23 protein-coding genes and 2 tRNA genes are annotated in these 21,865 nt (G+C 70.5%); 14 read left to right on the forward strand and 11 right to left on the reverse strand.

Translation table 11 applies throughout. From position 1 onward, the window contains the following. Positions 1 to 29: 29 nt before the first annotated feature. Positions 30 to 458, reverse strand: a complete 429-nt coding sequence (locus ACFYV5_RS15880; protein ID WP_355110823.1) for an SSI family serine proteinase inhibitor — start codon at positions 456 to 458, stop codon at positions 30 to 32. A gap of 205 nt (positions 459 to 663) precedes the next feature. Here ACFYV5_RS15880 and ACFYV5_RS15885 point away from each other — a divergent pair. Together ACFYV5_RS15885 and ACFYV5_RS15890 are read left to right on the forward strand one after the other, a co-directional pair. Beyond that, positions 664 to 754: transfer RNA gene (locus ACFYV5_RS15885), tRNA-Ser, on the forward strand. Positions 755 to 994: 240 nt separating this feature from the next. Then, positions 995 to 1,067 (forward strand) — tRNA-Arg (locus ACFYV5_RS15890). Positions 1,068 to 1,144: 77 nt separating this feature from the next. On the opposite strand, the gene xerC is transcribed toward ACFYV5_RS15890, so the two are convergent. The 10 genes from xerC to ACFYV5_RS15940 all read right to left on the reverse strand — a co-directional run bounded on the left by xerC (position 1,145) and on the right by ACFYV5_RS15940 (position 7,753). After that, the gene (gene xerC / locus ACFYV5_RS15895) at positions 1,145 to 2,380 is read right to left on the reverse strand and encodes a tyrosine recombinase XerC (protein WP_389168724.1); all 1,236 of its coding nucleotides are present in this window, start codon (positions 2,378 to 2,380) and stop codon (positions 1,145 to 1,147) included. Continuing rightward, on the reverse strand, positions 2,368 to 2,574 hold the full coding sequence (locus ACFYV5_RS15900) for an excisionase family DNA-binding protein (protein WP_389168726.1): 207 nt from the start codon (positions 2,572 to 2,574) through the stop codon (positions 2,368 to 2,370). The genes xerC and ACFYV5_RS15900 overlap by 13 nt, the downstream gene beginning before the upstream one ends. Further along, entirely contained in the window at positions 2,571 to 3,971 is a 1,401-nt protein-coding gene (gene repSA, locus ACFYV5_RS15905; protein WP_389168728.1) for a replication initiator protein RepSA, read from the reverse strand. Before repSA ends, ACFYV5_RS15900 begins: the two co-directional genes overlap by 4 nt. A gap of 5 nt (positions 3,972 to 3,976) precedes the next feature. Continuing rightward, entirely contained in the window at positions 3,977 to 4,159 is a 183-nt protein-coding gene (locus ACFYV5_RS15910; RefSeq protein WP_389168730.1) for a hypothetical protein, read from the reverse strand. Between the two features lie 91 nt (positions 4,160 to 4,250). Continuing rightward, positions 4,251 to 4,799 carry a GGDEF domain-containing protein gene (locus tag ACFYV5_RS15915; protein WP_389168959.1) on the reverse strand — a complete coding sequence of 183 codons (549 nt, stop codon included), beginning with the start codon at positions 4,797 to 4,799 and terminating at the stop codon, positions 4,251 to 4,253. A gap of 5 nt (positions 4,800 to 4,804) precedes the next feature. Further along, the gene (locus ACFYV5_RS15920) at positions 4,805 to 5,107 is read right to left on the reverse strand and encodes a SpdD-like protein (RefSeq protein ID WP_389168732.1); all 303 of its coding nucleotides are present in this window, start codon (positions 5,105 to 5,107) and stop codon (positions 4,805 to 4,807) included. Positions 5,108 to 5,121: 14 nt separating this feature from the next. Then, positions 5,122 to 5,307, reverse strand: a complete 186-nt coding sequence (locus tag ACFYV5_RS15925; RefSeq protein WP_389168734.1) for a mobile element transfer protein — start codon at positions 5,305 to 5,307, stop codon at positions 5,122 to 5,124. 16 nt (positions 5,308 to 5,323) lie between these two features. Further along, entirely contained in the window at positions 5,324 to 5,995 is a 672-nt protein-coding gene (locus tag ACFYV5_RS15930; protein WP_389168736.1) for a DUF2637 domain-containing protein, read from the reverse strand. A 76-nt stretch (positions 5,996 to 6,071) separates the two neighbouring features. Next, entirely contained in the window at positions 6,072 to 7,418 is a 1,347-nt protein-coding gene (locus ACFYV5_RS15935) for an FtsK/SpoIIIE domain-containing protein (RefSeq protein ID WP_389168738.1), read from the reverse strand. Between the two features lie 2 nt (positions 7,419 to 7,420). Then, positions 7,421 to 7,753 carry a hypothetical protein gene (locus tag ACFYV5_RS15940; RefSeq protein ID WP_389168740.1) on the reverse strand — a complete coding sequence of 111 codons (333 nt, stop codon included), beginning with the start codon at positions 7,751 to 7,753 and terminating at the stop codon, positions 7,421 to 7,423. 151 nt (positions 7,754 to 7,904) lie between these two features. Between ACFYV5_RS15940 and ACFYV5_RS15945 the strand changes: the two genes are divergently transcribed. The 12 genes from ACFYV5_RS15945 (at position 7,905) to ACFYV5_RS16000 (ending at position 21,835) form a co-directional block, all read left to right on the forward strand. Next, on the forward strand, positions 7,905 to 8,771 hold the full coding sequence (locus ACFYV5_RS15945) for a GntR family transcriptional regulator (protein ID WP_389168742.1): 867 nt from the start codon (positions 7,905 to 7,907) through the stop codon (positions 8,769 to 8,771). Next, the gene (locus tag ACFYV5_RS15950; protein WP_389168744.1) at positions 8,758 to 9,450 is read left to right on the forward strand and encodes an HAD family hydrolase; all 693 of its coding nucleotides are present in this window, start codon (positions 8,758 to 8,760) and stop codon (positions 9,448 to 9,450) included. Before ACFYV5_RS15945 ends, ACFYV5_RS15950 begins: the two co-directional genes overlap by 14 nt. A 1,276-nt stretch (positions 9,451 to 10,726) precedes the next feature. Continuing rightward, positions 10,727 to 11,092, forward strand: a complete 366-nt coding sequence (locus tag ACFYV5_RS15955) for a PH domain-containing protein (RefSeq protein ID WP_355110824.1) — start codon at positions 10,727 to 10,729, stop codon at positions 11,090 to 11,092. Between the two features lie 129 nt (positions 11,093 to 11,221). After that, positions 11,222 to 12,121 carry a Bro-N domain-containing protein gene (locus ACFYV5_RS15960; protein ID WP_389168746.1) on the forward strand — a complete coding sequence of 300 codons (900 nt, stop codon included), beginning with the start codon at positions 11,222 to 11,224 and terminating at the stop codon, positions 12,119 to 12,121. Between the two features lie 69 nt (positions 12,122 to 12,190). After that, positions 12,191 to 13,057 (forward strand): DUF2797 domain-containing protein, encoded by an 867-nt coding sequence (locus ACFYV5_RS15965; RefSeq protein ID WP_389168747.1) that lies wholly within the window; start codon positions 12,191 to 12,193, stop codon positions 13,055 to 13,057. An 80-nt stretch (positions 13,058 to 13,137) separates the two neighbouring features. Further along, the gene (locus ACFYV5_RS15970) at positions 13,138 to 13,473 is read left to right on the forward strand and encodes an antibiotic biosynthesis monooxygenase family protein (protein ID WP_389168749.1); all 336 of its coding nucleotides are present in this window, start codon (positions 13,138 to 13,140) and stop codon (positions 13,471 to 13,473) included. Continuing rightward, complete coding sequence (locus tag ACFYV5_RS15975) at positions 13,460 to 14,350, forward strand: amidohydrolase family protein (protein WP_389168751.1); 891 nt, start codon at positions 13,460 to 13,462, stop codon at positions 14,348 to 14,350. Before ACFYV5_RS15970 ends, ACFYV5_RS15975 begins: the two co-directional genes overlap by 14 nt. Positions 14,351 to 14,390: 40 nt before the next feature. After that, entirely contained in the window at positions 14,391 to 15,152 is a 762-nt protein-coding gene (locus ACFYV5_RS15980) for a response regulator transcription factor (protein WP_389168753.1), read from the forward strand. A 142-nt stretch (positions 15,153 to 15,294) separates the two neighbouring features. Continuing rightward, complete coding sequence (locus ACFYV5_RS15985) at positions 15,295 to 16,818, forward strand: sensor histidine kinase (RefSeq protein ID WP_389168961.1); 1,524 nt, start codon at positions 15,295 to 15,297, stop codon at positions 16,816 to 16,818. Between the two features lie 26 nt (positions 16,819 to 16,844). Then, positions 16,845 to 18,107: a glycosyltransferase gene (locus ACFYV5_RS15990; protein WP_389168755.1), complete on the forward strand. Its 1,263-nt coding sequence runs from the start codon at positions 16,845 to 16,847 to the stop codon at positions 18,105 to 18,107. Next, the gene (locus tag ACFYV5_RS15995; protein ID WP_389168757.1) at positions 18,104 to 20,248 is read left to right on the forward strand and encodes an ArnT family glycosyltransferase; all 2,145 of its coding nucleotides are present in this window, start codon (positions 18,104 to 18,106) and stop codon (positions 20,246 to 20,248) included. The genes ACFYV5_RS15990 and ACFYV5_RS15995 overlap by 4 nt, the downstream gene beginning before the upstream one ends. A 75-nt stretch (positions 20,249 to 20,323) precedes the next feature. Next, the gene (locus tag ACFYV5_RS16000) at positions 20,324 to 21,835 is read left to right on the forward strand and encodes an MFS transporter (RefSeq protein ID WP_389168759.1); all 1,512 of its coding nucleotides are present in this window, start codon (positions 20,324 to 20,326) and stop codon (positions 21,833 to 21,835) included. The last annotated feature ends 30 nt before the right edge of the window (positions 21,836 to 21,865 follow it).

Below are 21,865 nucleotides of genomic sequence, written 5' to 3' on the forward strand. Positions count from 1 at the left end.
CGCGGCAACATCCGAACGTCATCCTCACCTCATCCCCGCAGGCGGGGCAGTACGGGCTCCAGGTTCTCCCAGCGGTCGATCTCGCACCCGTTGGCCCGGGAGAAGCGGGCGTCGACGGCCCGTCCCTGCCAGTCGCCCGTCACGCGCGCGAGGGCGGGCCCGCCGTACTGCTGTCCGCAGAGGGCGTCCTTGGCGACCGGCTTGAAGGGGTCCTGCCCCTCGTCCGCGAGCCGGGCGAGGCGGTCGCAGGCGCGGTCGGCGGCGGGGTGGTCGCCGCCGGGCTTGCTGCTGCCGCAGTCGAGCCGGTAGGTGCCGTCGGCTTTCGGGTGCCCGCTCTTGCTGATCGTCACGGTGAGGACGTCGGGCGGCGACAGCAGGGACAACGGCGGCACCGGCCCGAGCCCGGCGGCGCCCGCGGCGGTGGTGGCGAGGGTGGCGAGGACGAGGCGGTGCAGCATACGAACTCCAGGGAGGCGGATGAGGACGATGGGCTAGGGCCCGTCTCCTCTAACGCTCCGTACTGCCGTTCGTTGCGCAACCGGGACGGGCCGAGGGGCTTTGCCCTGGGCCCCGGAGGGCTAGTACGGTGAATAGCGATTGGTGACACCCGGCTCGCCTGTGTCATCATCTGCACGCACCACTCGCGCCCGCGCGAAGGTGCAAGGAGGCGTCGCCTAGTCCGGTCTATGGCGCCGCACTGCTAATGCGGTTTGGGTCTTAAAGCCCATCGAGGGTTCAAATCCCTCCGCCTCCGCCCCACCCCGAAGCCCCGGCCCACACGGCCGGGGCTTCGGCCGTTTCGACCCCTGGCGGCTGGCTGCGGAGCCGCTGACGGTCACCCGTCCGGTGGACGCGACGGATCCCCAGGAGGAGGGCACGGAAGACGTTTCCGCAGGTCAGGCGGGGTTTGCCTAATGGATTTCGCACTACGGCGCAGGTCATGTAATGTTGTCCACGCAACGCCGACCGGCAAGAAAAAAGCCGAGAAGCACAAGCACTCGTAGCTTAACGGATAGAGCATCTGACTACGGATCAGAAGGTTGCAGGTTCGAATCCTGCCGAGTGCACACAGGTGAGAGGCCCGGACGAGAGTCCGGGCCTCTTGCGTTGCGGGGCCGTACAGCAGCGAAGTACAGCAACCGCGTCAGCCGTCACCACCCACGGCGTCGGACAGCTTGCCGATCGCGGCGCGTACAGCTTCCTCGCTCGCCTCGGCGTAGACCTCCATCGTCATAGCGATCTGCGAGTGCCGCAGGATGCGCTGTGCCACCTTCGGGTGGACCTTGAGTGCGACCAGGAGCGAGCTGCACGTGTGCCGAGTGTTCCGCAGCGGAATCACCCGGAGGCCGGCGCGGCGGGCCCGCAGCGCGAACATCCGCGTCAGGTTCCCCGGCTCGATCGGCGTGCCGTACTTCGTCGTGAAGATCAGGTCATGGCCGTCCTGCCAGAGTTCCCCGGCGGCTTTCCGGTCGCCGAGCTGCTGGGCACGACGCATCCGCAGGGCCTTGAGGCAGAGCGCCGGCAGGGGAAGGAAGTCGTCGGAGTCCTCGGTCTTGGTCTCCCGGTGGAGGATCTGACGCCCGGCACGCTGAATCTGGTGGTCGACGTACAGCTCACCCGCTTCCAGGTCGATGGACTTCCACGTCAGGCCCAGGACCTCACCGCGGCGCAGGCCGAGGCAGAGCACGAGCACCCAGGCCGCGAAGAGGTGGTCATCGCGGGCGGCGGCATCGGTCAGGAACTGGCCCGCCTCGGCGACGGACCAGGGCTTGATCCGGCGACGACGAGGCTTAGGCACCTTGACGAGAGAGGCGACGTTCTTCCCGATCTCCTCTTCGGTGACGGCGTGAGTCAGGGCGGCGCGGAGCGCGTCACGGGCGCCCTGGACGACGCGACGGGAAGGGTACGACTCGCAGCACTCCCCGACTGCGCAGCACTTGCGGCTGCCCGGCTCCCTTTTGGCGTCCTTCTTCTGCGCGCAGCACTGGCAGATGGTCGCGAGCTTGGTCAACCACTCGCGCACGTCCCGGACGGTCAGCTTGTCGAGCCGCTTCGTGCCGAGGTGCGGGGCGATGTAGAGCCGGACGTACCCCTCGTACGAGACGTACGAGAGCGGGGCCAGGTTGGGCTTCACGATCGAGTCGAGCCAGTACGAGAGGAACGCGGCAAGGGTGCGGTGCCGGGTGGCCACGGGCCCCTTCTTCGCCTCGGCGTGGAGCAGGAGCCACTTGTCGTGCACCTCTTCGCGGGTCTTCCCGTAGGCGTACTTCCGGGCCCGCTTGCCGTCCGGCTTCGTGACCCAGACGTAGGCCGCGTAGCCGTTCTTGTACGCGTAGATGGACCCTTCGCCGTTCCCGCGCTTCCCGCTCATGCGGCCCACCCGTCGGCGCCGGCGGCGACGCGCTCGACGTATTCGTCTACCCAGGCGGGGAGGATGCGGCGGTTGCGGCCGACCTTCACCGAGCGGATCTCTCCGGTGAGCACGAGCATCTTGGTCTTGGACAGCCCGAAGCCGAGCATCTCGGCAACCTCAGCTGTGGTGTGCCACTTCCGTTCGATGACTACGGCAGTCATGCGTGCTCCCCTTCCACGTCGAGTTCGGCGCGGATTTCGCGGGCGTGTTCGCGGTTGTGTTGGATGTCGCGGCGGATGTTGGCGGCGAGCCAGGATTCACCGGGTGTGGAGCCGTGGCCGGCGTAGGTCCAGTGGGCGACGACGAGGGTGGTGGTCTCGGGGTGTTCGTCGGGGTCGGGCAGGCCGAGTGAGGCGCGTTGCTGGTGGGCGCGGTAGTCGGCGCGGACCTGGCGTAAGGCGCCGAGGGTGGTGGAGTAGCGGCGGGATTTGGTGGAGAAGTGGCCGCGGAAGCCGAGCATGTGAGCCCAGGCGCGCAGGCGCCGGTCTGGATAGGCCGCATCGAGGACCATGCAGGCTTCCATGAGGCGCCGGGGGTGGTCGGGGACGTCGAGGAGTACGAGTGCCTCCTTGTTGCCGACCCGGTGGTCGACGCTGCCGGTGGACTCGGCGGCTTTGGTGGCGTACTTGGCGACGTAGGAGGCGACCGCCTGTTCCGTCAGCTCCTCGCCCTGGCCGAAGGCGCCGATGGGCTGGACGTCGAGCTGCGTGCCCCAGGTGAGCGTCAGGTCTTGGCCGACGCCGTGGTCCGGGGCGGCCGGTACGACCACCTGGACGCGGGTGGCGGCGGCTCGGATGGCGTCGGTGAGGAGGTCGAGGGTGGCCCAGGCCGGGGGTGGGCTGTCGGGTCCTTCGGGGCCGTCGAAGCGGATGACGGCGTGGAAGTGGACGGCGCCGCGCTTCTGGTACTCGGCGACCTTGCCGAAGGAGACGCGGGACTGTTCTCGGGCGGCTTTCTGGGTGAGGCCGGCGCGGGCGGCGATCTCGCGGCGGAGGTAGATCGTGAAGTAGCGCCACAGCTCGGAGGCGTGGTTGTTCCACAGCACCGCGCCCACGTAGTCGTACGTGTCCGGGTCGAGCGGGGTGCCGAGTTCGGGCGCGTCCTCCTGGTGCTGCTTCCCGCAGCGACACGGGCGGGTGCCGGGCCGGTTATGAACCGGACCGAAGGACGGAGCGGTCAGGGTCGCGAAGACCCGGGGGTGGTCACGGATGGTCTCCGGGGTGCCCTTGTCGGGGTTGCCGACAAGCCCGGCGCGGATCAGGTGGTAGGTGTCCCCCGCATAGGTCCAGGCGCAGGCAGGGCAGCGGGAGGCCCGGCGGTTGCCGCAGGCGACCCGCAGGACGCCTCCGGGCTCGTTGTCGGTGGTGTAGGCGTGGAGCACGGTCTTCGTGGCCGGGTCGAGGAGCTTGGTGCCGCCCGCGAGGCGGATGGGGGCGGCGCATCCTCCGGTGCGGCGGATCTGGTCGGTGAGGCGGTCGAAGCCGGGTGACCCGGCCACCCGGAGCAGATCGCTCAACGTGGCCGGGTCCAGGCCCGCCGCGGCGGCGGTATCCGTCAACGTGGTCACTTCCCGGCGCGAACGAGGGCGGCCGTCACGGTGCGGGTGCCGGTGCCCTTGCAGGCCGGGCAGGTCGCGGGAAGGGTGTGGCGCCGGCCGTCTGGGGTGATGCTTCCGGTGGTGATGTGGACGACGGGGAAGCCGTCGCAGTGAGGGCAGACGCGCGTGGTCGTGGGCTGGGGCATCATGAGTCCTCCCTTTCGGGTCCGTTGGATCTGAAGTGGGGTTCAGGCGCCCGGGGCGGCGGAAGTTTGGCGACCGAGGCCGCTCCGGGGGCGCTCAGCGTGTGTTGCGCCTGCCGTGGCCCTTGGCCGCATACATCGACATGTCGGCGGCGGACAGGGCGTCGGTGAGGAGCGGGACCGGCAGGTGTTCGCGGTGGCAGTGCCCGACCGACGCCGAGACCCGCAGGGTGTGGCCGTCGTGCGTGACCGGCTCGTCGAGGGCGGCCTGGAGGGCCGGGAGGCCGGCGGTGTGGCCGGGGTCGGTGACGATGGCGGCGAACTCGTCCCCACCAAGGCGGGCGGCGATCCCGTGGCGCCCGCACCAGACCGTGAGACGGGCGGCGGTCGCGGCGAGGACGGCGTCTCCTGCCGCGTGACCGTGGGTGTCGTTGATGGCCTTGAAGTCGTCCAGGTCGACCAGGACCACGAGCGTGTTGGCGTTCCGGGTCAGGAGATGGTCGGCGCGGGCGGTGAATCCGGCGCGGGTGTGCAGGCCGGTCAGCGGGTCTCGGCGGGCGGTGGCCAAGCGGCGGGCGAGCATGCTGCCGTGGAGGGCCCAGCCCAGGGCCGGTAACCCGGCAGCGGCGATCGTGTACGTATCCATCACGGTCACCGGCCCTTCTGCATGTCGCGGATGAGCATTCGCAGGACGACCGCGATGACGGCGACGGAGACGCCGGTGATGGCGACGGCCAGGAGCAGGGAGACGAGGACGGCGCCGACGACCAGGACGACGGCCCCGCCACCGGCGGCGAGGGCGAGCGCGCTTCCGGGAGTGAGCTGGACCGTCGTACGGGCCGGGGCAACCGGGGCCGGGGCCGGGGTGAGCGGCACAGGGGCGGCGGTGTGCTCGGTCACCGGCTGGACCGGGATGTAGGTGTCGGCGGTGGGGTACTTCGGGGCGAAGAACACGGATCTTGCTCCTCTCAGGCCTTGCAGCGGTGAGTGCGGGCGGCGAGTTCGGCGGCGGCGCGGGTGAAGTAGTCGGCGGAGAAGTCGCAGCCGGGGGCGGTGCACACGGCGGTGTGCTTGGTGCGGCCGCGGCCGTCGTGGTGGGTGCCGACGCGGACCGGGCCGAAGCGGGCGACGTTGTGGAAGCGGTTCGGGCGCACGGTCTCTCCTTTCAGGTCAGGCGAGTTGGAGGGTGATCGAGTCCGCGAGCGCGGGCGGGACGCCGAGGCGAGCGCGGAGGGTTGCCGCGTCGATCGGGGCGCCGGTCTGGGCGTGGTGGGCGTCCGCGATCTTCCGGGCGTGGTCGAGCAGCGCGGGCGGCACAGGCACGGCAGGCGCCGAGGGGGCAGGCTCGGGCGGGGCTTCCTCGCGGGCGGGATCGGCCGGCGGCAGTTCGGGAGCCGGTTCCGGGGCACGTTCCACGGTCAGATCCGACACAGGTTCGCGGTCGGGCTCTTCCACGGGCTCCGGCTCCGGCTCCGGCTTCGGAGCCGGTGCGTGGGCGAGGAGGGTGCCGCCGAGGAACGCGAGAGCGGGCCATCCGGCGACGAGGATGCGCAGCCAGGCCGGGACATGGTTCATGTCGAGCATTCCGGCGGTGGCGACGTTGGCGCCGAGCGAGGCGACGAGGGCGATGGTGAACCAGAGCCAGGCGTCACGGTTGGACGTATCGGTTCGCATTCGGCGCCAGGCGGCGACCATCAGCAGGTCGACGCTGACCGGGTAGGCCCAGGCTTTCCAGCCGTCCTGCCCGGCAGCCGCAGCCAGGTCGTGCAGGTGGGCGAAGGACAAGGCACCTGCGATGACGGCCTGGATGAGCACGGCGTCGAAGCGGAAGGTTCGGAACACGGTTCACCTCCTTTCGGGCATGGGTCGGGTAGGGACCTGGCGCGAGTCGGTCACGCCAACCGGGAGGAAGGGGAGGTCAGTCGGTTGCCGGGAACGGCTTGAACAGCGGCATCGGCGGGACGGGCTTGCCCGCGATGAGCTGCACCGGCCGGTAGGCGGCCAGGCGCCGAAGGGCCGGGGTCAGATGCGCGAACTGGGCACATGTGGCGGCAGCATCGGCCGCGCTGAGCTCGGGGGTGCGGATGCGGGACCAGCCGCCGGAGGAGTCGCCGGCCACCGCGACACCGGGCCGGTCGGGCGGGATCGTCGTCACCGCGACCACCGCGTCCGGGGCGATGTCACCCAGGCCCATGTCGGCGGTCTGCTTGTCGTTGACCCGGTGCACGACACGTCCGGTGAGCTGCGCGCGGAGCGTGGTGGCGCCCTTGCCGAGGTCGGAGCCGAACCGCTGGCCACAGACCTCCAGGAAGATCCCGGCCGCGCGGGCCATCTGACCCAGGCGGATCATCTGCATGACCATCCGGTCCCGCCGTTCCTCGTCCTTCTTCCCCGCCACGAGGAACAGCTCCGCGACCTCGTCCACCAGGACCACGACCGGCACCGGCCGCACCGCCTCGGGCAGCGCCCACACATCAGCGGCACCCTGCTCGCTCAGCAGGTCGAAGCGGGCCTCCATCTCCTCCACGAGCGCGTCCAGAAGCCCGGACGCTTCCTCGGGCGTGACCGCGAGAGCCGAGAGCCGGGGTGCGTATCCGCGCTGTTCGACACCGCGCTTGCAGTCGATCCCGACCAGCGCGACGTCCAGGCGGGCGAGCCCGGCGATCAGGTTGCGCTGATACATCGACTTGCCCGACTGGTTGGCGCCGAGCGTCAGCGCATGCGGGACCTTCAAGTAATCGCGTACGAACGGGGTGCCGTCCTCCCGAAGAGCCACCGGAACCGTCATCGGCCCGCAGCGCGAGCGGCGCGGCATCTTCACCCGCCGCAGGACGTCATAGCCGGTCATCCGCAGCTCGACGAACCCGGGCTTGGTCTCGATCACGTTGACCGAGTGGACGCCCCAGGCGTGCCGGAGCCGCTCGGAGGCGGCCATCACGTCGGCGGGTTCCAGACCGGCCGGAAGCCGGAGGGTGACCCGCATCCCGGTCGAGGTGCCCCGTACCCGGCGGATCTTCGGCGGCACAGGCTGGACGTCGCTGCGACGGGCCACGCTGCGGACGAGGAAGGCGCGGAAGCGGGAGGGCTGAACGGTCAGCCCGCACACGTCCATCGTCGAGCGGTAGGACATCGCGAACCGCACCTGCGTGATGGGCAGTCCGACCAGCGACCAGAACACCCGAGGCGCCCGCACCTTCGCATACCCGAGACCACCGGCCCCGGCGAGCGGGAGGCCGACCTCCCATAAGGGCGACAGGTCCGCCATGATCAGGCCCCCATCGGCGTGACCGCGACGGCCCGGAACGAGATGCCGTGCCGGGTCTGACCGTTGAACGTGTTCTCCCAGTCCCGGGCCTTGAGCCCGATCACCGACACCGGCATGCCCGGCGCGAGGTTGTCGGGGAGGCCGGTCTCCGGGACGGTCACCTGGTAGAGGTTGCCCTCACCTTCGTCCGAGATCAGCAGACCCACGGTCGAGAGGCCGGCGCCGGTCTCCCGGTCCATCGCACGCTCACCGGTCTGCTTGCTCACGAGCTTCGGGACGGGGGCAGTGGCCACGAACACCACGGCGGTCGAGGTGTCCACCTTGAACGAGGGCATGGCTTCTCCTTGGAGATGGCAGGAAGGAGCTAGATGACCAACCTGGCTATCCTGGTTGGTCACATCTCGAAGATAGGAGACATGGCTAGCCATGTCAACAACATGACTGGCATGACTGTCCTGCCTCAGGGGTGTCGCCTACCATCGACCCATGACCTTCGTCCCCGAGCCGCTAGACCCCGACGACGACCGAGCCCCCTACGAGCAGGTGGCCAGCAGCCTCAGCGCTGCCATCCGAACGAGGCGGCTCAGCCCTGGTGAGAAGCTCCCGTCCCACGCGAAACTGACGGAGCTTTACGGGTTCGCCCGGGCGACGATTCAGCGCGCACTGCGTGACCTCGAAGACGAGGGACTCGTGGTCTCCCGCAAGGGCAGCGGCGTCTATGTCCGCAACCGAACCGAGAGGCCGGCGGGGCTGCGGCCGTACGTCGAGCAGGCTTTCTCCAAGGATCAGGTGACCATCGACTTCGCTGGGTTCTCCAGCGAGACCCTGCATGGCGCGCTTCAGGAACCGCTCGACAAAATCCGGGTCGGCAGGCTCACCCCGTCGAGCATCACCATGCGGATACTCGTCCCGGACATGTCTGTGCCGCAGGCCGCGCCCGTACGCATGGAGGACGGGGCCGACGACAAGCGGCTCCGCGACCGCATGCACGACATCATGGTCAGCTACACCCGCAGCATCCGGGACGCCATCACCGAGTTGGAACACCTCGGGCTGGTAGGCGAGACCAGGATCGACGTCCGCGTACACAGCGGCACGCAGTTCTTCAAGCTGTACGTGATCAACAACGAGGACGCATTCTTCGGGTACTACCCGATCCGCCCCAACAAGGTCGTTGCCCAAGGCGAGACCATCGAGATCTACGACTTGGTCGGCAAGGACACCACGCTCTTCCACCACTCGATCAACGACGGCGAGTCCTCCAGCGGAGCCCAGCAGGTGCAGCAGGCCCGCATGTGGTTCGACAGCGTCTGGGAGACCATCGGAAGGGACTTCGACCTTGACGCACGATGACCAGCTCCCGGCGGTCCTGGCGAACGCACAAGTGATCTTCTTCGACTTCGACGGGCCGGTGTGCGACGTGTTCGCCGGACTGCCCGCCCCCCAGGTCGCCAAGCAACTCACCGCGCTGGTCTCATCCCAGGATGCAGCCGCGGGCGCGAAGGCTGCAGAGACTGACGACCCAATCGAGGTTCTGCGCATCGCCTATGAAGCGAGCGCCGAGCTTGGCGAGGAAGTCGAGCAGGCGCTGACGGCCGCAGAAGTCGAAGCGGTCACAGTGGCCGGCCCCCCGACACCGGGGGCAGTGGAGGCGCTTCAGGCCGCGCACACCTCAGGAAGGCCGGTGGCGGTGGTGAGCAACAACTCTGCCGAGTGCGTTGCCGGATTCATGGAGTTGCACGGTTTGGGGGAGCACGTGGCGAAGATCGTCGGTCGCCCCACGGGACAGCCCCACCTGATGAAGCCGAACCCGTTCCCGCTCATCACGGCAGCCGAGCGGATGCACATGGACGTCACGAACTGCACCCTGATCGGCGACTCGCTCACGGACATCCAGGCCGCTCACGCCGCCGGGACAACGGTCATCGGATACGCCAACAAGCCTCACAAGGCCGACCTGTTCGCCAAAGCGCAAGCCGACGCAATCACCGACGACATGCAGGCCATCGCCGACGCACTCACCACGGCGTAGCCGAGGATCAACGGGAGAGCTGTTACAGGTTTCTCTACCTCATCAAGCACCCGGCTCCGCGTTCCGCTCCGCCGGGCGGGCTTCCCGGCTCCGCTCGGGGCGCCGCTCCTGCCTCCGGCCCGCTCCGCCCCCGCCGCGCCGACGCCCGCCCCTGCGAGTGGGATAGGCCCAAGGGCATGAGCCGAGCCCCAACCGGCGCCGCGGTTCCCTCTCCGTCACCGACATGCCTCCGGCGGGGGCGCTCCGGCTCCGGGATGGCGGGGGCGCCGTACGCGGGTGCCGGCCGGTGGGGTGTGGCGGTGGGGAACTCCCATCCCGTCCGCCATCGACCCAGGACAAGCCGAGCAGACACGGCACCGGGCGTCCAGGTCGTTCGTACAGTGGCGCGCTCCACCTGGACGCCCGGCACCGCGCCCGCTCCACATACGTGTGGGCCGACGGCAGACGGGATGGGAGTAGAGGTGAGTGCGTGCGACAAGTGGGTGCGAGTTTCAGCCAAATCGCTCGACTCATCGGACGGGCATTTTGGTGCCTTATGTCCGTGTTGTCCAGGGACGACAAGCGTCATTGGCATATGCCGACAGGGTCCTTCTGGACACCTGCGGCATATGCCAAAGGAATATGCGCAGCTCAGCTTGCTTCACTTACTCTTTAGTTTTGGTGTTCGTGAATTGTCTCGGGGTGGCGATTAAGAGTCGCCAGCTTCGTGCCGGATTACATGTCTGCTCGCCTGGCTAATGTGCGCGCGCTGTTAGGTTCGCTCGCGAAAAGTGGCCCCGCCCCAGTCTGGCGAGACGTGGGGGGCGAGGCCGAGCCGACGCGAGCCCAGTGGGCGCGCCGACAGTAGGAAGGCCCTTATGGCTAAGCCGGACACACCTACCAGCCCTGAGCCTAGTGAACGCAACGCCAGCGTCAACACCCGAACCCTGGCCACGGTTTTGACAGCCGTTGGAACCCTGCTTGTTGGGCTGGGGACGGTCGTAGCCGCCTTTCGGTAGCTGTACAGCAGCCCCGTACCGCAACCCCAGCAATCGATCCCGTCCCATGGCGTCCCTTCGGGGCTTCCCAGCAGCCGGAATGGCCGTCGCTGACCGGTCCGGCTAGAGCTACGGATCAGAAGGTTGCAGGTTCGAATCCTGCCGAGTGCACAGCCTGAGAAGCCCCCGGAGAGATCCGGGGGCTTCTTGCGTTGGGTCGTATCGGAGGGTCGGGGGCGCTGGTCGGTACGGGGAGGAAGTGCGAAGATCGTTCCTTCTTCTGATCGTGGGGGTTGGGCATGGCATTGTTCGGGAACGCGCACAAGATCGACCCGGCGCAGGCGCAGCAGGACTACGCGCGGCTGCTCGGGCAGGGGGAGCAGATCCACGCCGCGTATCTGCTGATCCGCGACACCATCTTCTTCACCGACCGGCGGCTCGTCCTCGTCGACAAGCAGGGCATCACCGGCAAGAAGGTCGAGTACCACTCGATTCCGTACCGGAGCATCACCCACTTCGCCGTGGAGACGGCCGGCACGTTCGACCTCGACGCCGAGCTGAAGATCTGGATCTCCGGCAACTCCGTGCCCGTCCAGAAGACCTTCACCAAGGGCGTCGACATCTACGAAGTGCAGGCGATCCTGACGCAGTTCGTCGCCCGGTAGTCCTGCCGGCGCGGTGAGAGTGAGGCCCCCGGGGTTCCCCGGGGGCCTTCTTCTTTCGGGTGAACGTCCCCCGATGTCATGACAATTGAATATGCCGTCGGCCTAGCTTCCCGGTGGAGGTGATGCTCGATGGACGAGCAGTTCAGGCAGGACGAGCAGTACGGGCGGTACGGGCAGAAGAAGGACGCGATCGACGTCAACGACTTCGTGTACGCGGCGACGGGCGCGCGCGTGCGGAGGCTGACGATGCCGGACGGGACGCACTGGTTCCCGGCCGTCGATGTGGCCGCGAATCTGGGGTACGCCAACACCCGGGACGCCTTGAAGCACGCGGTCTCGCAGCACCACGCGACATCAGTCGGAGATCTTGCACGAACCGTCGACCAGAGCGACGCTTCGCGCAACATCGCAGGTCACGGCTTCAAGAAGTCGATGCGCATGGTGAATCTCCAAGGGCTCGTCCAGCTCGTCAACGGCTGCACGAAGCCCGAGGCCGCGCCCTTCAAAGCCTGGGTCTCCGACGTCGTCGCGACCATCCAGCGCGACGGTTCCTACGCCCTCGAAGCGTCTCCCGTGCACTCCGGATACGCCATGCCCCAAGCCGTCGCCGACATCATCGTGCGGCTCGAGGAGCGGAACCTGCGGATGGACGAGGAGTTCGCCGCTCGCGAGGCCGAGCGCATCGCGATCATGCGGGAGCAGAACCGGAGCCTCTCCCGTATCGCCGACTCCCTCGAGCGGCTCGCCGTTCCCGCCCAGCGCGGCCGGCCCGCCATGACCCCCCAGGAGCTCCTCGCCTCCTGGCACGCCGACAACCTCGCCGTCACCGGTGACGTGCACGCCGTCGCCGCCTATCTCGCTCCCGCGCTCGTGCGCGGTGGGGCGCGGTACCGGCTGGAGGAGATCGCGCAGCGGACCGGGCTCGCGGTCGAGCGGGTGCAGGACTGTGTCGGGCTGCTCGTCGAGCGGGGGTGCATGCGGCAGACCGGGTCCGCCGGTGACGGGGCGCGGATCTACGTCCTGCCGTAGCGGAGCGGCAATGCCAGGCCGCCCGACTGCGAGACTGGGCAGTGACGACAGAGGGGGCGGAGCGAGCGCATGGTGTGGCGGTGTGCCGGGATGCGGTGGGCCGGGGGTGTGCCCGGGCTTCGCTGGGAAGGCGGGCGCGTGTCCGTGCTCGCGTACGGGCAGTGGATCTCCTTCCGGGCCGTCGGCCGGCGGCTCTGCCCAGGTACCCGCGGCAACCCCTGCCCGCTCGAAGCGACCGTTCCCCCGCGTGCCACGGGCGCGCAGTGTCCCGCATGCGCGCGGCTCGACCGGGCCCACTCGGTCGCCGCCGACACGATCGCCGACGATCCGCGGACGTACCGCGTCTACCTCGCCTGGTTCGGGCCCGGGATGACCAAGGTCGGGATCACCGCCGAGGAGCGGGGCGACGCCCGGCTCCTGGAGCAGGGGGCCGTCGCCTTCGGCTGGCTCGGGCGGGGGCCGCTCATGGCCGCCCGGCGGACCGAGGAGCTGCTGCGGCACGCCCTGAAGGTGCCCGACCGGATCCCGTACGCGCAGAAGCGCGCCGTACGGCACGAGCTGCCCGCCCCCGACGTGCGCCGCCGCGAGATCGAGGAGCTGTACGGGCGGGCCACCGGGCTCGCCGGGTGGGCCGAGACCCTGGAGCGCCTGGACTTCCAGGCGTACGACCACGGTGAGGCGTTCGGCCTCGCGGGGCTGCCCGCGCTCTCCGGCACCGTCACCGAGCTTCGCGACGACGGGCTCGTCGCCGGGCGTCTTCTCGCCGCAGCGGGACCCGACCTGCACCTGCTCGACTCCGAAGGGCGCTGTCTCGCCCTCGACACCCGACTGATGCGGGGATGGGGGCTCGTCGCGGCCGAGGCCGGCAGGCCGTCCGTCACCGTGCCCGTCAGGAAGGCGAACACCGACGTCCAGGACGGGCTGTTCCCCACCTGAAGGCGTGAACCGTAAAGACTTGGATCCCTTCCGGCCGTCCGTATGGACACGCCCGGTCCGCCCGGCGGAGGGTGATCCACATGACCACACGCCTGGTGGCGGGCCTCGAACCGCCGTACTACACCGCTGTCTTCACCTCGATCCGTCCCGACGCGCCCGAGGGGTACGCCGAGACCAGCGCCCGTATGCGGGAGCTCGTCGCGGACGTCCCCGGCTTCCTCGGCCACGAGTCCGCGCGCACGCCCGGCGGCATCGGCATCACCGTCGCCTACTTCCGTGACCTCGAGGCCCTCGACGCCTGGCGGCTCGACGCCGAGCACCAGGCGGCCAAGCGGCACGGCCGGCAGCACTGGTACGAGAGCTACAGCGTCCACATCGGCAAGGTCGAGCGGAGCTACGGCTTTGACAAGGGATGACCCCCGGGAGTTCGTCGCGCGGCTCGGGATCCCCGGGCTCGTCGACGTCCACACCCACTTCATGCCCCAGAACGTCCTCGACAAGGTCTGGGCGTACTTCGACTCCGTCGGCCCCCTGACCGGCATGGAGTGGCCCATCACCTACCGCGAGGAGGAGGACCGGCGGGTCGCTCTCCTCCGCGAGTTCGGGGTCCTCGCCTTCACCTCGATGCTCTATCCGCACAAGCCCGGCATGGCTCCGTGGCTCAACGGCTGGGCCGTCGACTTCGCCGCCCGTACACCCGGCTGTCTGCACACCGCCACCCTCTACCCGGACTCGGACGCGACCGCGTACGTCCGCCGGGCGATCGACGACGGGGCACGCGTCTTCAAGGTGCATCTCCAGGTCGGCGGGTTCGATCCCAACCACGAGCTCCTGGACGAGAGTTGGGGGCTGATCGAGGACGCCCGCGTACCCGTCGTCATCCACTGCGGCTCCGGGCCCGCCCCGGGCACGTTCACCGGGCCCGGGCCCGTCGGGCGGCTGCTCGCCCGCCATCCCGCCCTGCGGCTGATCGTCGCGCACATGGGAATGCCCGAGTACACCGACTTCCTCGACCTCGCCGAGCGGTACACAGGCGTCCACCTCGACACCACCATGGCCTTCACCGACTTCAGCGAACGCTTCGCGCCCTTTCCCGTCGCCGAACTCCCCCGGCTGCGGGAGCTGCGGGACCGTGTTCTGCTCGGCTCCGACTTCCCGAACATCCCCTATCCGTACGCCCACCAGCTCCACGCCCTCGAACGGCTCGGGCTCGGGGACGACTGGATGCGCCGGGTGCTGTACGAGAACGGCGCCGCGCTCTTCCCTCAGGTTTCTCAGGGAATTCACAGGTAAGGGAAAGGGAGCTCTCAGTACCTCCGGCCAGCGTGGCCGTATGACTGCGACCAAGCCCAAGCCCAAGCCCCGGGGCAGTGCGGACCGGCGTACCGACATGCTGCGGCCCGACGGCTCGGCCGTCCGCGTTCTCGTCGTGGACGACGAGGCGTCCCTCGCCGAGCTCCTCTCCATGGCCCTGCGCTACGAGGGCTGGCAGGTGCGCAGCGCGGGTGACGGCGCCGGGGCGCTGCGCGCGGCGCGGGAGTTCCGGCCCGACGTGGTGATTCTCGACGTGATGCTGCCCGACATGGACGGGCTCTCCGTGCTCGGCCGGCTGCGGCGCGAGCAGCCGGAGGTGCCGGTGCTGTTCCTGACCGCCAAGGACGCCGTCGAGGACCGGATCGCCGGTCTGACGGCGGGCGGCGACGACTACGTCACCAAGCCGTTCAGCCTGGAGGAGGTCGTGGCGCGGCTGCGCGGGCTGATCCGGCGTTCCGGCGCCGCGCAGGCGCGCAGCGGGTCGCTGCTCGTCGTCGGGGACCTGACCCTGGACGAGGACAGCCACGAGGTCACCCGGGGCGGGGACTCGATCCACCTCACCGCGACCGAGTTCGAGCTGCTGCGCTACCTCATGCGCAATCCGCGCCGGGTGCTCAGCAAGGCGCAGATCCTCGACCGCGTGTGGTCGTACGACTTCGGCGGTCAGGCCAACGTCGTCGAGCTGTACATCTCCTACCTGCGGCGGAAGATCGACGCCGGGCGGTCCCCCATGATCCACACCCGGCGCGGGGCGGGTTATCTCATCAAGCCGGGGGAGTAGCCCCACCGTGCCCGCCGCCCGGTCCCCGCTCGGCCGCGCTCGCCCCCGGCTCCCTCGCGGCCGCCCCCTGCTCGGCCGCGCTCGCCCCCGCGCCCGGTCCCTCCGCCCCCGCGCCCGGTCCCTCCACGCCCGCGCCCGGTCCCTGCTCGGCCGAACGATTCGCCGCCGCCCCTGGTCGCTGCGCACGCGGCTCGTCGTGTCCGCCGTCGCGTTGATCGCGGTCGTCGCCGCCGTGATCGGGACGGTGACGACGATCGCGTTCCGGTCCTATCTGTACGACCAGGCTGACGCACAGCTCGGCACCGTCTCGAGCCGGGCCGCCGGGCCCCCCGTCCCGCTGTCCGGCCTCACCCCCAGTGACTCGCAGAACCCGCTCGACTTCGTCCGTGGGCCCGGCGCCCCGATCGGCACACTCGGGGCCGTCGTCGTGGACGGTGTGGTGGTCGAGGCGGTGCTCTCCCAGGAGCCCGTCGAGGGCGCGTACGGGCCGAAGTTCAGGGTCATGGCCCTGGACGCCGCTCAGCGCGCCGCCCTCGCCGCGGCCCCGCGCGACGGCGAGCCGCACACCGTCGAGCTTCCGGGCGGCCTGGGCGACTACCGGGTCGAGTACGCCACCGGGGCCCACGGCGACCTCCTCGTCGGCCTTCCCCTGACCGACGTACAGGACTCCCTCTCCACCCTCGTCCTCGTCGAGGTGAGCGTCACCGGCGCCGGCCTCGTCGCCGCGTCCCTGGCCGGCAGCGCGCTGGTCGGCTTCGCGCTGCGGCCGCTCCGCCGGGTCGCCGCGACCGCCACCCAGGTCTCCGGACTCCCGCTCCACAGCGGCGAGGTCTCCCTCGACCAGCGCGTCCCGGAGGCCGATCCGCGGACCGAGGTCGGGCAGGTCGGCGCGGCCATCAACCGGATGCTCGACCACGTCCACTCCGCGCTCCACGCCCGCCAGCAGAGCGAGACACGGGTACGGCAGTTCGTCGCGGACGCCAGCCACGAGCTGCGTACCCCGCTCGCCTCGATCCGCGGCTACGCCGAGCTGACCCGGCGCGGCCGCGAGGAGTGCGGGCCCGACACCCGGCACGCGCTCGGACGGATCGAGTCCGAGGCCACCCGGATGACGGGTCTGGTGGAGGATCTGCTGCTGCTCGCCCGGCTGGACGCCGGACGCCCGCTCTCGTACGAGAGCACCGATCTCGCGCCGCTCGTCGTCGACGCGCTCTCCGACGCCCGCGCCGCCGGTCCCGAACACCGCTGGCATCTCGAACTGCCCGACACCGCCGTGTCGGTACGGGCGGACGGCGCCCGCCTCCACCAGGTCCTCGTCAACCTCCTCGCCAACGCCCGCACCCACACCCCACCCGGTACGACCGTCACCGCACGCGTACGAGCGGAGGGCGGCCGCGCCCTCGTCGAGATCGAGGACAACGGGCCGGGCATTCCGGCCGAGCTGATCCCCTCCGTCTTCGAACGGTTCGCGCGCGGGGACGCCTCCCGGACGCGGCGGGCCGGCGGCAGCAGTACGGGGCTGGGCCTCGCCATCGTCCGCGCGGTGACGGTCGCCCACGGCGGGGACGTCGAGGTCAGAAGCGTCCCGGGGCGGACGGTCTTCGTCGTGCGCCTGCCGCGCGAACCCGACTCACAGGCAGGGCACAGGCTCATCACACAGCCGTGACAGCGGCCCTGGCGAGGGTCTGTGCCATGCGAACCCAAACGATCGCGGGGCCTCTCCCCGCCCGGGAGCATCTGCCCGTGGGCACGGCCGGGCAGCCCGTTCTCGACGTGGTCATCCCCGTCCACAACGAGCAGAAGGACCTGGAGCCGTGCGTCCGGCGGCTCCACGACCACCTCTCCCGCACCTTCCCGTACGGCTTCCGCATCACGGTCGCCGACAACGCCTCCACCGACCGGACCGCCGAGGTGGCGCGGACCCTGGCGGCGACGCTGCCCGAGGTGCGTTCCGTACGGCTGGAGCAGAAGGGCCGGGGCCGGGCGCTGCGTACCGTCTGGTCGCACTCGGACGCGCCCGTCCTCGCCTACATGGACGTGGACCTGTCCACCGACCTCAACGCGCTCCTTCCCCTCGTCGCACCCCTCATCTCCGGGCACTCCGACCTGGCGATCGGCTCCCGGCTCGCCCGCACCTCGCGCGTCGTGCGCGGGCCGAAGCGGGAGTTCATCTCCCGTGCCTACAACCTGATCCTGCGTGGCTCGCTCGCCGCCCGGTTCTCCGACGCGCAGTGCGGGTTCAAGGCGATACGCGGGGATGTCGCGGAGCGCCTGCTGCCGATGGTCGAGGACACCGGCTGGTTCTTCGACACCGAGATGCTCGTCCTCGCCGAGCGGGCCGGGCTGCGCATCCACGAGGTGCCGGTCGACTGGATCGACGACCCGGACTCGACGGTCCACATCGTGCGGACGGCCACCGACGACCTGAAGGGCGTCTGGCGGGTGGGCCGGGCGCTCGCCACCGGCTCGCTGCCGCTCGACCGCCTCGCCCGTCCCTTCGGCGACGATCCACGGGATCGTGAACTGGCGGGAGTGCCCAGTGGGCTGGCCCGGCAGCTGGTCGGCTTCTGTGTCGTGGGCGCGCTGTCCACGCTCTTCTACGTGGCGCTGTACTCGGCCTTCCGGCTCGGCATCGGTCCGCAAGCGGCCAATGCCGCCGCCCTCTTGGTGTCCGCCATCGCCAACACCGCCGCCAACCGGCGGCTGACCTTCGGCGTACGGGGCCGGGACCGGGCCGTCCGCCACCAGGCGCAGGGGCTCGTCGTCTTCGGCATCGGCCTCGCGCTGACCAGCGGTTCGCTCGCCGCGCTCGGGGCGGCCACCGGCGATCCCGCCCACTCCGCCGAACTCGCCGTGCTGATCGTGGCCAACCTCGCCGCGACCGTCGTGCGTTTTCTTCTCTTCCGGCTCTGGGTCTTCCCGGACACCTCCCCCTCCGTAAGGAACGCCCGATGACCAGTACGTACGTCACGCCATCCGCGCACGCGGCGCATGCCGCGACGCCCGGCCGACTCGTCCGCCTCTGGCGCGGGCGGGCCGAGGACGCTCCGTGGGTACGCCCCGCGTTCCTCGCCCTCCTCGTCCTCACCACCGCGCTCTACCTCTGGAACCTGAGCGCCTCCGGCTACGCCAACTCCTTCTACTCCGCCGCCGTCCAGGCCGGCAGCCAGAGCTGGAAGGCCTTCTTCTTCGGCTCCCTCGACGCGGCGAACGCCATCACCGTCGACAAGCCGCCGGCCGCGCTGTGGCCGATGGCCCTGTCCGTCCGTCTCTTCGGGCTCGGGTCCTGGCAGATCCTGGTGCCCGAGGTGCTGATGGGGGTGGCCACGGTCGCCGTCCTCTATGCGGCGGTACGGCGCCGGTTCGGCGCGGGCGCCGGGCTGATCGCGGGCGCGGTGCTCGCGCTCACCCCGGTCGCCGCGCTGATGTTCCGCTTCAACAACCCGGACGCGCTGCTGGCCCTGCTGATGACGGTCGCCGTGTACTGCGTCCTGCGCGCCCTGGAACAGGGGGCGACGAAGTGGCTGGTGTGGGCGGGCGTCGCCTTCGGTCTCGCCTTTCTCACCAAGACGCTGCAGGCGTTCCTGATCCTGCCGCCGCTCGCGCTCGTGTACGCGGTGTGCGCGCCGGTCGGCATCGGGCGCCGGATCGGGCAACTGGCCCTCGGCGGGCTCGCGATGATCGTCTCCGCCGGCTGGTGGGTGGCCCTGGTCGAGCTGTGGCCGGCGGCCTCGCGTCCGTACATCGGAGGTTCGCAGACCAACAGTTTCCTGGAGCTGACCTTCGGCTACAACGGCCTCGGCCGGATCAACGGCAATGAGACCGGCAGCGTCGGTGGTGGTGACAGGCCTGGTGGCGGAGGCGGCGGAGGCTGGGGCGAGACCGGCATCGGGCGGATGGTCAACGACGCCGTCGGCGGCCAGGTCTCCTGGCTGCTGCCCGCCGCGCTGATCCTGCTGGTCGCGGGTCTGGTGGTCACCTGGCGTGCACCGCGTACGGACGCCGCCCGGTCCGCGTTCCTGGTGTGGGGCGGGTCGCTGCTGATGACCGTGGCCGTGTTCAGCTTCATGGCCGGCATCTTCCACGAGTACTACACGGTCGCCCTGGCCCCGTACATCGCGGCGCTCGTCGGCATGGGCGCGGCCGTCCTGTGGGAGGAGCGCACGCACCTTCTCGCCTCGGCGGCGCTGGCCGCGACGGTCGCGGTGACGGCGTGGTGGGGCTGGGTGCTGCTGGGCCGTACGCCGGACTGGCTGCCGTGGCTGCGCTGGACCGTCCTGGTCGGCGGCGGGGCCGCCGCGCTCGGGCTGCTGTTCGCGGGCCGGGTCGACCGGCGGCTCGGCCTCGGCATCGCGGGGCTGGGGCTGGCGGCGGGGCTCGCGGGCCCGTTCGCGTACACGCTGGAGACGCTGGGCACCGGCCACCAGGGCTCGATCGTGACGGCGGGCCCGGCGGGCGCCGCGATGCGCGGGATGCCGGGCGATGGCCGCGTCTTCACGGGCGAGGCGCCGGGTGGCGCCCCGGGTGGTGGCGCTCCGGGTGGGGGCGCTCCGGGTGGTGACGCCCCGGGCGGTGGCGCCCCGGGCGGAGGCGCTCCGGCCGGCGGTCCCGGCACCGGCGCGGGCATGGCGCCGGGAGGCACGGGCCCCGGCGCCGGCACCCCGCCCCAGGCCGGCGGTCGGCCGACCAGGGGCTTCGCGACCCCGGGCGGTCTGCTCAACGGCGCGACCGTCGGTACGAAGGCCAAGGCGGCCCTCCTGGAGAACGCCGACGACTACACCTGGGCCGCGGCGGCCGTCGGTGCCCAGAACGCCGCCAGCTATCAGCTCGCCACCGGAAAGCCGGTCATGGCGATCGGCGGCTTCAACGGCAGCGACCCGTCCCCGACCCTCGCGCAGTTCAAGCAGTACGTGGCCCAGGGGAAGATCCACTACTTCATCGGCGCAGGCGCCCAAGGCGGCGGCGAGGGCGGTGGCGAGACGCGCATGGGCCCTGGCGGCGGCACGAGCTCCGAGATCTCCACCTGGGTCGCGGCGACCTTCGAGAAGGTCACTCTCAACGGCGTCACCTTCTACGACCTGACCGAGAAGAAATAATCGCTATACACCGTACGAGAGTCCTTGTACGGTGTACGAGTCCAGTCCCGTACACCGTACAAGGAGTGCTGTCCCATGACGGCGACGACCGCCGAGTCCCACCCCGCCACCACCGGCGGACACCCGCAGCGCTGGCTGATCCTCGGCGTCATCTGCCTCGCCCAGCTCACCGTGCTGCTCGACAACACCGTCCTCAGCGTCGCCATCCCCTCGCTGACCTCCGAGCTCCACGCCTCGACCAGCGACATCCAGTGGATGATCAACGCGTACTCGCTCGTCCAGTCCGGCCTGCTCCTCACCGCCGGCAACGCCGCCGACCGCTACGGCCGCAAGAAGCTCCTCGCCGCCGGTCTCGCGCTCTTCGGCCTCGGCTCGCTCGCCGCCGGACTGGCCGACTCCACCGCCCAGCTGATCGCCGCCCGCGCGGGCATGGGCGTCGGCGGCGCGCTGCTCATGACCACCACGCTCGCCGTCGTCATGCAGATCTTCGACGACTCCGAGCGGGTCAAGGCCATCGCGCTGTGGGCCACCGTCGGTTCGCTCGGCTTCGCCGCCGGGCCGCTGATCGGCGGCGTCATCCTCAACCACTTCTGGTGGGGAATGATCTTCCTCATCAACATCCCGGTCGCGGTCCTCGGCCTGATCGCCGTCCTCAAGCTGGTGCCCGAGTCCAAGAACCCGCAGGGCGAGCGTCCCGACCTGCTCGGCGCGCTGCTCTCCACCATCGGTATGACCGCCGCCGTGTACGCGATCATCACCGGCCCCGAGCACGGCTGGACCTCCGCCGAGGTGCTGGTCCCGGCCGCGATCGGCGTCGTCGTGCTCGGGGCCTTCGCCCTGTGGGAGCTGCGCATTCCGTACCCGATGCTCGACATGCACTTCTTCCGCGACCAGAAGTTCGTGGGCGCCGTCGCCGGCGCGATCCTCGTCATGTTCGGCATGGGCGGCTCGCTCTTCCTGCTCACCCAGCACCTGCAGTTCGTCCTCGGTTACGAGCCGCTCGAAGCCGGTCTCCGGATGGCCCCGCTCGCGCTGACCGTCGTCGCGCTCAACCTCACCGGCGTCGGCCCGCGGATCGTCATGAAGCTCGGCACCCCGCCCACCGTGGCCGTCGGCATGACCCTGGTCGCGGGCGGCCTCGCCTCGATCGCCCTGATCGGCGGCGGCACCGACGGCAGCTACTGGGGCATGCTCCTCGGCCTGGTCCTCATGGGCATCGGCCTCGCCGTCTCCAACCCCGCCATGGCCAACGCGATCATGAGCGCGATCCCGCCGGAGAAGGCGGGCGTGGGCGCCGGCGTCAACGGCACCCTCGCCGAGTTCGGCAACGGCCTGGGCGTGGCCGTCCTCGGCGCCGTCCTCAACGCCCGGTTCGCCGCGCTCGTCACCGTCACCGCGACCTCGCTGCCCGCGGCGCTCGCGGCGGCCGGGAGCGAGGCCGAACGGGCGGAGATCTCCGACGCCTTCGCGTCCGGGCTCCAGACCAGCCAGCTGGTCGGTGCGCTCGCGGTCTTCGCGGGCGGCCTGCTGGCCGCCGCCCTGCTCGCCCGCGCCGAGCGGTCCGAGAAGAAGACCGCCGCTGCATAGCATGGGCACGACCGCTGACCGAGGAGGAAC

The organism is Streptomyces sp. NPDC003035 (genome assembly GCF_042888285.1).
GTDB lineage: Bacteria > Actinomycetota > Actinomycetes > Streptomycetales > Streptomycetaceae > Streptomyces.

Excerpts from the sequence above, each read along its gene's own strand:
- ACFYV5_RS16000 (WP_389168759.1), top strand. The coding sequence starts at position 20,324 with ATGACGGCGACGACCGCCGAGTCCCACCCCGCCACCACCGGCGGACAC.
- ACFYV5_RS15880 (WP_355110823.1), bottom strand. The coding sequence starts at position 458 with ATGCTGCACCGCCTCGTCCTCGCCACCCTCGCCACCACCGCCGCGGGC.
- ACFYV5_RS15955 (WP_355110824.1), top strand. The coding sequence starts at position 10,727 with ATGGCATTGTTCGGGAACGCGCACAAGATCGACCCGGCGCAGGCGCAG.
- ACFYV5_RS15900 (WP_389168726.1), bottom strand. The coding sequence starts at position 2,574 with ATGACTGCCGTAGTCATCGAACGGAAGTGGCACACCACAGCTGAGGTT.
- ACFYV5_RS15945 (WP_389168742.1), top strand. The coding sequence starts at position 7,905 with ATGACCTTCGTCCCCGAGCCGCTAGACCCCGACGACGACCGAGCCCCC.
- ACFYV5_RS15940 (WP_389168740.1), bottom strand. The coding sequence starts at position 7,753 with ATGCCCTCGTTCAAGGTGGACACCTCGACCGCCGTGGTGTTCGTGGCC.
- ACFYV5_RS15910 (WP_389168730.1), bottom strand. The coding sequence starts at position 4,159 with ATGATGCCCCAGCCCACGACCACGCGCGTCTGCCCTCACTGCGACGGC.
- ACFYV5_RS15915 (WP_389168959.1), bottom strand. The coding sequence starts at position 4,799 with ATGGATACGTACACGATCGCCGCTGCCGGGTTACCGGCCCTGGGCTGG.
- ACFYV5_RS15970 (WP_389168749.1), top strand. The coding sequence starts at position 13,138 with ATGACCACACGCCTGGTGGCGGGCCTCGAACCGCCGTACTACACCGCT.
- ACFYV5_RS15990 (WP_389168755.1), top strand. The coding sequence starts at position 16,845 with ATGCGAACCCAAACGATCGCGGGGCCTCTCCCCGCCCGGGAGCATCTG.
- ACFYV5_RS15980 (WP_389168753.1), top strand. The coding sequence starts at position 14,391 with ATGACTGCGACCAAGCCCAAGCCCAAGCCCCGGGGCAGTGCGGACCGG.
- ACFYV5_RS15960 (WP_389168746.1), top strand. The coding sequence starts at position 11,222 with ATGGACGAGCAGTTCAGGCAGGACGAGCAGTACGGGCGGTACGGGCAG.
- ACFYV5_RS15965 (WP_389168747.1), top strand. The coding sequence starts at position 12,191 with ATGGTGTGGCGGTGTGCCGGGATGCGGTGGGCCGGGGGTGTGCCCGGG.
- ACFYV5_RS15935 (WP_389168738.1), bottom strand. The coding sequence starts at position 7,418 with ATGGCGGACCTGTCGCCCTTATGGGAGGTCGGCCTCCCGCTCGCCGGG.
- ACFYV5_RS15995 (WP_389168757.1), top strand. The coding sequence starts at position 18,104 with ATGACCAGTACGTACGTCACGCCATCCGCGCACGCGGCGCATGCCGCG.